The 7598-nt window shown below is 62.0% G+C and carries 7 protein-coding genes; 5 read left to right on the forward strand and 2 right to left on the reverse strand.

Annotated features, from left to right (window positions below):
• Positions 1 to 2 precede the first annotated feature (2 nt).
• The 5 genes from exbD to HKK55_RS24820 all read left to right on the forward strand — a co-directional run bounded on the left by exbD (position 3) and on the right by HKK55_RS24820 (position 5949).
• Positions 3 to 428 carry a TonB system transport protein ExbD gene (gene exbD, locus HKK55_RS24800; protein ID WP_155582439.1) on the forward strand — a complete coding sequence of 142 codons (426 nt, stop codon included), beginning with the start codon at positions 3 to 5 and terminating at the stop codon, positions 426 to 428.
• Positions 425 to 1171 (forward strand): energy transducer TonB, encoded by a 747-nt coding sequence (locus HKK55_RS24805; RefSeq protein WP_169357001.1) that lies wholly within the window; start codon positions 425 to 427, stop codon positions 1169 to 1171. The genes exbD and HKK55_RS24805 overlap by 4 nt, the downstream gene beginning before the upstream one ends.
• A 155-nt stretch (positions 1172 to 1326) precedes the next feature.
• A complete protein-coding gene (locus tag HKK55_RS24810; RefSeq protein ID WP_155582434.1) occupies positions 1327 to 2247 on the forward strand; it encodes a hydrogen peroxide-inducible genes activator in 921 nt (306 codons plus the stop codon).
• Between the two features lie 8 nt (positions 2248 to 2255).
• Positions 2256 to 4331: an ATP-dependent DNA helicase RecG gene (recG, locus tag HKK55_RS24815; RefSeq protein ID WP_155582433.1), complete on the forward strand. Its 2076-nt coding sequence runs from the start codon at positions 2256 to 2258 to the stop codon at positions 4329 to 4331.
• 217 nt (positions 4332 to 4548) lie between these two features.
• Complete coding sequence (locus HKK55_RS24820) at positions 4549 to 5949, forward strand: aminoacyl-tRNA deacylase and HDOD domain-containing protein (protein WP_169357002.1); 1401 nt, start codon at positions 4549 to 4551, stop codon at positions 5947 to 5949.
• A gap of 164 nt (positions 5950 to 6113) precedes the next feature.
• Here the strand turns inward: HKK55_RS24820 and HKK55_RS24825 are convergent, their stop codons facing one another.
• Together HKK55_RS24825 and tagQ are read right to left on the reverse strand one after the other, a co-directional pair.
• Entirely contained in the window at positions 6114 to 6494 is a 381-nt protein-coding gene (locus HKK55_RS24825; protein ID WP_169357003.1) for a helicase, read from the reverse strand.
• A gap of 126 nt (positions 6495 to 6620) precedes the next feature.
• A complete protein-coding gene (tagQ, locus tag HKK55_RS24830) occupies positions 6621 to 7553 on the reverse strand; it encodes a type VI secretion system-associated lipoprotein TagQ (RefSeq protein WP_169357004.1) in 933 nt (310 codons plus the stop codon).
• Positions 7554 to 7598 lie beyond the last annotated feature (45 nt).

The following is a 7598-nucleotide window of genomic DNA, read 5'->3' on the forward strand; positions in this document are numbered from 1 at the left end:
CCATGGGCCTGCATTTGAATCAAGGCGACGACGAACTCGTCGAGAACCACGAAATCAACGTCACACCGTTTATCGACGTGATGCTGGTGCTGTTGATCATCTTCATGGTGGCAGCACCGCTGGCCACCGTGGACATCAAGGTCGACCTGCCCGCCTCCAGCGCGAAACCTGCGCCACGGCCAGAGAAACCGGTATTCCTCAGCGTCAAGATGGACCAGCGCCTGTTCCTGGGCGAAGAAGAAGTCAAAGCCGAAACCCTGGGCGCGGTGCTCGACGCCAAGACCCAAGGCAAGAAAGACACGACGATCTTCTTCCAGGCCGACAAGGGCGTGGACTACGGCGACCTGATGAGCGTGATGGATGCCCTGCGGGCAGCCGGCTACCTCAAGGTAGGCCTGGTCGGACTTGAGACGGCAGCCAAGAAATGATCACGACGCGCCACAAACTGACGCGTTATGGCACCAGCCTCGCCGTCGTGCTGGGCGTCCACGCCGTCGCGATCATCATCGCGCTCCAATGGTCGGCACCTCACACGGTCCAACTGCCACCTGCGGCCATGGTCATCGACCTGGCACCGATGCCGGCACCGCCACCTCCGGCACCGCCGAAGGTGGTGACGCCGCCGCAACCACCTGCGCCGGTGGAAGAGCTGCCATTACCGAAACTGGCCGAAGCACCGAAACCGACAATCCAGGTGCCCAAGCCGGTCAAGCCCAAGCCAAAACCTGCGCCGCCCAAGCCTGTGGAGAAAAAGCCCGAGCCGCCCAAGGAGAAACCTTCCGAGGAGCCGCCGAGTGAAACCCCGCAGAACGCACCGGTGGAAAAATCCGCCCAGCCAACTCCTGGTCCGTCACCGGCGCAAGTAGCGGCCAAGGCGTCTTGGGAAGGTACGTTGCTGGCGCACCTGCAGAAGTACAAAAAGTACCCGCCGGGCGCCCAGGCGCGCGGCAAAGAAGGCCTGAACCGCTTGCGCTTCGTGGTCGACGCTGACGGCAACGTGCTGTCCTATGAGCTGGTGGGCCGCTCCGGCAACGCCGACCTGGACCGCGCGACCTTGGACATGATCCGTCGCGCCCAGCCTTTGCCCAAGCCGCCGGCCGAGATGTTGAAAGGCGGCAGCATCGAGATCGTGGCGCCGTTCGTCTACAACATCGAGAAGCGTCGCCGGTAAAGGCAATGTGGGAGGGGGCTTGCTCCCTCCCACATTTGACTGCGTACGGCTAAAAATCCTGTGCATTCCCCGCTCAATCCCCACCAAAGTTCTGATAACGTGCGTCTATCGATTGCAGCCGGTATGCTTGGCCCGCAACCTCATGGACGCCCGCTATGACTCTTACAGAATTACGCTACATCGTTACCCTCGCCCAAGAGCAGCACTTCGGCCACGCGGCCGAGCGTTGCCACGTCAGCCAGCCGACCTTGTCGGTGGGTGTGAAGAAGCTTGAAGACGAACTCGGTGTGCTGATTTTCGAGCGCAGCAAAAGCGCCGTGCGCCTGACGCCAGTCGGCGAAGGCATCGTCGCCCAGGCCCAGAAGGTGCTGGAGCAAGCCCAAAGCATTCGCGAGCTGGCCCAGGCCGGCAAGAACCAGCTGACCGCACCGCTGAAAGTCGGCGCGATCTACACCGTCGGTCCGTACCTGTTCCCGCACCTGATTCCGCAACTGCACCGCGTCGCACCGCAGATGCCGCTGTATATCGAAGAAAATTTCACCCACGTGCTGCGCGACAAACTGCGCAATGGCGAGCTGGACGCGATCATCATCGCCCTGCCATTCAACGAGGCAGATGTACTGACCCTGCCGCTCTACGATGAGCCGTTCTACGTGTTGATGCCAGCGTCCCACCCCTGGACGCAAAAAGACACCATCGACGCCGCCCTGCTCAACGACAAGAGTTTGCTGCTGCTCGGCGAAGGTCACTGCTTCCGCGACCAGGTGCTGGAAGCCTGTCCGACCCTGACCAAAGGCAACGACGGCGCCAAGCACACCACCGTGGAATCCAGCTCCCTGGAAACCATCCGCCATATGGTGGCGTCTGGCCTGGGTATTTCGATCCTGCCGTTGTCAGCCGTGGACAGCCATCACTATGCTCCCGGCGTGATCGCCGTGCGCCCACTGACGCCTCCGGTACCTTTCCGTACCGTGGCGATTGCCTGGCGTGCCAGCTTCCCGCGTCCGAAAGCCATTGAAATCCTCGCCGACTCGATCCGCCTGTGTTCGGTGGCCAAGCCGCCTGCCGCGAGCTGAGTAACTGTATGACCGAGTTGTCGCAGGTGTCGGTGACGGCACTCAAGGGTGTCGGTGAAGCCATGGCCGAGAAGTTGGCCAAGGTTGGCCTGGAAAATCTCCAGGACGTGCTGTTTCACCTGCCCCTGCGCTACCAGGATCGGACCCGCGTCGTGCCCATCGGCCAATTGCGCCCCGGGCAGGATGCGGTGATCGAAGGCACCGTCAGCGGCGCCGACGTGGTCATGGGCAAGCGCCGCAGTTTGCTGGTGCGCCTGCAGGATGGTACCGGTGGCCTAAGCCTGCGCTTCTACCATTTCAGCAACGCACAAAAGGAAGGCCTCAAACGCGGCACCCGCGTGCGCTGCTACGGCGAAGCCCGGCCCGGCGCGTCAGGACTTGAAATCTACCACCCGGAATACCGCGCCATCACCGGCGACGAACCTCCGCCGGTAGACACAACCCTCACGCCGATCTACCCACTCACCGAAGGCCTGACCCAACAGCGCCTACGCCAGCTGTGCATGCAGACCCTGACGATGCTCGGCCCGAAAAGCCTGCCCGACTGGCTGCCTCAGGAACTGGCCCGCGACTACCAATTGGCACCGCTGGATGATGCGATCCGCTACCTGCATCACCCTCCGGCCGATGCCGATGTGGATGAGTTAGCCCTCGGTCATCACTGGGCCCAGCATCGCCTGGCCTTCGAAGAATTGCTGACCCACCAACTGTCGCAACAGCGCCTGCGGGAAAGCATGCGCTCCCTGCGCGCACCGGCGATGCCCAAGGCCAAGCGTTTGCCTGCGCAATACCTGGCCAACCTGGGGTTTGCACCGACCGGTGCACAGCAACGGGTTGGCAATGAAATCGCCTACGACCTCAGCCAGAAAGAACCCATGCTGCGCCTGATTCAGGGTGACGTAGGCGCGGGTAAAACCGTGGTCGCCGCCCTCGCTGCGTTGCAAGCCCTGGAAGCCGGGTACCAAGTGGCGCTGATGGCGCCCACCGAGATTCTCGCCGAGCAGCACTTCATCACCTTCAAACGCTGGCTCGAACCGTTGGGCCTGGAAGTGGCGTGGCTGGCCGGCAAGCTCAAGGGCAAGAACCGCGCAGCCGCACTGGAACAGATTGCTGGAGGCGCACCGATGGTGGTCGGTACTCACGCCCTGTTCCAGGACGAAGTGCAGTTCAAGAACCTGGCCCTGGTGATCATCGACGAACAGCACCGCTTCGGTGTGCAGCAACGCCTGGCACTGCGCCAGAAGGGCGTGGGCGGACGCATGTGCCCGCACCAGTTGATCATGACCGCCACACCAATCCCGCGCACCCTGGCCATGAGTGCCTACGCCGACCTCGACACCTCGATCCTCGACGAACTGCCGCCCGGCCGGACTCCGGTCAACACGGTGCTGGTGACCGATACCCGCCGTGTCGAAGTGATCGAGCGGGTGCGCGGCGCCTGCGCCGAAGGGCGCCAGGCGTATTGGGTGTGCACGCTGATCGAAGAGTCGGAAGAGCTGACCTGCCAGGCCGCCGAAACCACCTATGAAGACCTCACCAGCGCCCTGGGCGAGCTCAAGGTCGGGTTGATCCACGGTCGTATGAAACCCGCCGAAAAAGCCGCGGTGATGGCCGAGTTCAAGGCTGGCAACCTGCAACTGTTGGTCGCCACCACCGTGATCGAAGTCGGCGTGGACGTACCCAACGCCAGCCTGATGATCATCGAAAACCCCGAACGTCTGGGCCTGGCGCAACTGCACCAGTTGCGCGGTCGCGTCGGCCGGGGCAGCGCGGCCAGCCATTGCGTGTTGCTGTACCACCCACCGCTGTCGCAGATCGGGCGCCAGCGACTGGGGATAATGCGCGAGACCAACGATGGTTTCGTGATTGCTGAAAAAGACCTCGAACTGCGCGGCCCCGGCGAAATGCTCGGCACCCGCCAGACCGGTCTACTGCAATTCAAGGTCGCTGACCTGATGCGCGACGCCGACTTGCTGCCGGCCGTGCGCGATGCCGCTCAAGCGTTGCTGGAGCGCTGGCCACAACACGTCAGCCCCTTGCTGGATCGCTGGTTACGGCATGGGCAGCAATACGGCCAAGTGTGACAAAGCAAACTGTAGCCGCTGCCGAAGAATGAGGCTGCAATGCGGGCCGCAGGACCGCACTTGAGGTCTGCTGCAGTCGAGCGCGACCTCGGTCCCATCGCAGCCTCGTACCTCGCCAGCGGCTACAACAGGACGGACGTCACAAACCCTACTTAGTCGACCCTCACCGGTATCAAGCTGGTTATACTCCAATGACTGTAGGAAATTGGATCCGGCCATGACAGAAGTTGCCCTCGCTACAGCGCCCCCGACCGCTCCCTCGGTCATTCGGACGCTGCTCGCAAAGCTCGCCATCAGCTACACGGAAGTCGCCGAACGGCCTGGCTTGAACCCTGCGCAAAAGGTCCAGGCGGTGCTGCTGGATGACGCCGTGGGCGCCCTCATGGTGCTGTTTCCCCAGAGCCAGTTGCTGGACCTCAATCGCCTCACCGAACTCACCGGTCGCCGCCTCACCGCCGTGTCGCCGGAACGCCTTGAGCGCATGCTCGGCAAGCACAGCCTGAGCCTGTTGCCCGGCCTGCCACCACTGACCAGTTCGCCCTGCCTGTACGAAGAAAGTCTGCTGCGCGAACCCACCGTGTTGGTCCACTCGGGTGAAGCCGGTGTACTGCTGGAGATTGCCAGCGAAGACTTCAAACGCATGCTGACCAAGGCCAGCGCTGCCAACTTTGGCGAACCGCTGAGCAGCATCCGGCCCAACTTCGACCGCCCGAATGACGACCGCGAGGAAATCACCCAGGCAGTGCAGGCGTTTACCGCCCGCCGCATCCAGCAACGCCTGGAAGCGACCATCGAGATTCCGCCCCTGGCCGACACCGCGCAGAAGATTATCAAACTACGGGTCGACCCCAACGCCACCATCGACGACATCACCGGCGTGGTGGAAACCGACCCGGCCCTGGCCGCGCAAGTGGTGAGCTGGGCAGCGTCGCCCTACTACGCCTCCCCCGGCAAGATCCGCTCGGTGGAAGACGCCATTGTTCGCGTATTGGGTTTTGATCTGGTGATCAACCTGGCATTGGGCCTGGCCCTGGGCAAGACCTTGAGCCTGCCCAAGGACCACCCACAACAAGCCACGCCGTACTGGCAACAGTCGATCTACACCGCTGCGGTGATCGAAGGCCTGACCCGCGCCATGCCGCGCGCCCAGCGCCCGGAAGCCGGCCTGACCTACCTGGCGGGCTTGCTGCATAACTTCGGCTACCTGTTGCTGGCCCACGTCTTCCCGCCGCATTTCTCACTGATCTGCCGGCACCTGGAGGTCAACCCGCACCTGTGCCACAGCTACGTTGAGCAACACCTGCTGGGCATCAGCCGCGAGCAGATTGGCGCCTGGTTGATGCGCTACTGGGACATGCCGGAAGAACTGTCCACCGCGTTGCGCTTCCAGCACGACCCGAGCTATGACGGCGACTATGCCGAGTACCCGAATCTGGTGTGCCTGGCCGTGCGCCTGTTGCGCAACCGTGGCATCGGCTCCGGACCTGATACCGAGATCCCCGACGAACTGCTGGAACGCCTGGGCCTGACCCGGGACAAGGCCGAGGATGCGGTGGGCAAGGTGTTGGACGCGGAAGTGTTGTTGCGCGAATTGGCGTCGCAGTTCAGCCAAGGCTGATCTGCCTGGCTCTTTTGTGGCGAGCGGGCTTGCCCGCGTTGGGCTGCGCAGCAGCCCTATAAGGCCATCGCATTCTTTCAGACCGAAATCAGTGACTGGCTTTGGGGTGGCTTCGCAACCCAACGGAGGCAAGCCCCCTCGCCACGGTGTTATCGGTCAGCCTTTCAAGCCTTCGGCTTTTTCTTCGGCTTCAAATACTTGGTCAACCCCTGGAACCAGATCACCAGCGCCGGGTTGCCCTTGATCTGGATCGACTTGTCCTGAATCCCCGTCATGAACGCCAGTTGCTTGTTCTTCGCCTGCATCGTGGCGAAGCCGTAGGCAGCATCTTTAAAGGCGATGGCGAACGCAGGCTCCGGGTGGACACCCGAGCGGCTGGTAATGCGCTGATCTTTGACAATGAAGTGACGGGCAACCTTGCCGTCGAGGGTCTGCAGCTGGAACGCCAGGTCCTTGTCACCCAACTGTTGCTGGAAGGCAGGATTGCTGCGGCTGGCTTTGCCCATCATCAGGCCCAGCACCCAGAGGAGAAGACGAAATTTCATGCACACGGCCTCGGTGTAATTATTGAGTGGCCGCAGCAGTTTAACGATTTGCAAACAGAACGCCACCGATCTTGCGCATTAGCAGAAGATCGGCTGGCGTTTACCGCTTATAGCAACAACTTACCCTTAGACGTTAGGGCAAGGAACCGGTGCCCAGTCGCCCAGGTCAGGGTTTTTGCACATGCTGTTGACCTGCGTGGTACCTGCGCTGGCAACCTGCTTGCTTTCAGCCTGCTTGGTCTTGGCGGTCTGGATGGTTTTCTCGGTAGTCACCGCTTCGCTAGGCACGGTTGGCAGCACAGGCTTCTTCGCCGGCTTGACCGCTTTCTTGCCTTTGGTTGGAGTGACTGCTGGCGTGGTGTCGGCAGTCGCCACGGTCACCACGTCTGCACGCTGCACGCCGACTTGTTGCAGATCTTTCTCGTAAGCCTGGGTGTAGTTGTTCAGGTCTTCACTGGCCTTGCCGTTGACGGCGACGATCAGGTCATTGGACTCTTTCAGGCCGGAGACGATTTCCGCCAGGCGCTTGCGGCCTTCGGTGTCGTTGACGGTCTTGGCCTTACGGTCAGCCACCAGCTTGGTGAACGCGCTCTGGTAGCACTGCTGGGATGCCTTGGCGTACGCAGTGCTGCGGTCGATGTCCGAAGAGCTTTTGTTGACGTCAGTGGCGTAGGAAGCAATACGCTGGTTGTCATCAGTGATCTGCTTCTGGCGCTCGGTGTAGTAACCTGCCGCACCACCGGCCAGGGCGCCGCCCGCGGCACCGATGGCGGCGTTACGGCCGCGATTGTCGGAGTTGCCGGTCAAAGCACCCAGCAGTGCGCCACCCGCAGCGCCAATGGCTGCACCGGTCACGACCGACTTGGTCATGTCCGAATCAGTGGCACGCAAGTGCTGCACCGGCTCGTAGCAGTTAGGGTAGTACTCGACCTTGGTGGTCGAGGCCACCTTGGAGGCGGGGGACGTGGCGCAACCGGTCAATACAGTACTGAAGCCGGCGGCGATCAGCAGCAGATGACGCTTGGAAACCGAAGCAGAAGCTTTACGGGAGAAAAGCATAGTTGTGTACTCTTTTAAGTTTGACCAGCCCAGCACGGCCCACCG

Origin of the sequence: Pseudomonas sp. ADAK18, from assembly GCF_012935695.1 — a bacterium.
Classification (GTDB): Bacteria; Pseudomonadota; Gammaproteobacteria; order Pseudomonadales; family Pseudomonadaceae; genus Aquipseudomonas.

What these genes read in the sequence shown, in the direction of transcription:
- tagQ (WP_169357004.1), bottom strand. Translation starts at nt 7,553, where the DNA reads ATGCTTTTCTCCCGTAAAGCTTCTGCTTCGGTTTCCAAGCGTCATCTG.
- recG (WP_155582433.1), top strand. Translation starts at nt 2,256, where the DNA reads ATGACCGAGTTGTCGCAGGTGTCGGTGACGGCACTCAAGGGTGTCGGT.
- HKK55_RS24810 (WP_155582434.1), top strand. Translation starts at nt 1,327, where the DNA reads ATGACTCTTACAGAATTACGCTACATCGTTACCCTCGCCCAAGAGCAG.
- exbD (WP_155582439.1), top strand. Translation starts at nt 3, where the DNA reads ATGGGCCTGCATTTGAATCAAGGCGACGACGAACTCGTCGAGAACCAC.
- HKK55_RS24805 (WP_169357001.1), top strand. Translation starts at nt 425, where the DNA reads ATGATCACGACGCGCCACAAACTGACGCGTTATGGCACCAGCCTCGCC.
- HKK55_RS24825 (WP_169357003.1), bottom strand. Translation starts at nt 6,494, where the DNA reads ATGAAATTTCGTCTTCTCCTCTGGGTGCTGGGCCTGATGATGGGCAAA.
- HKK55_RS24820 (WP_169357002.1), top strand. Translation starts at nt 4,549, where the DNA reads ATGACAGAAGTTGCCCTCGCTACAGCGCCCCCGACCGCTCCCTCGGTC.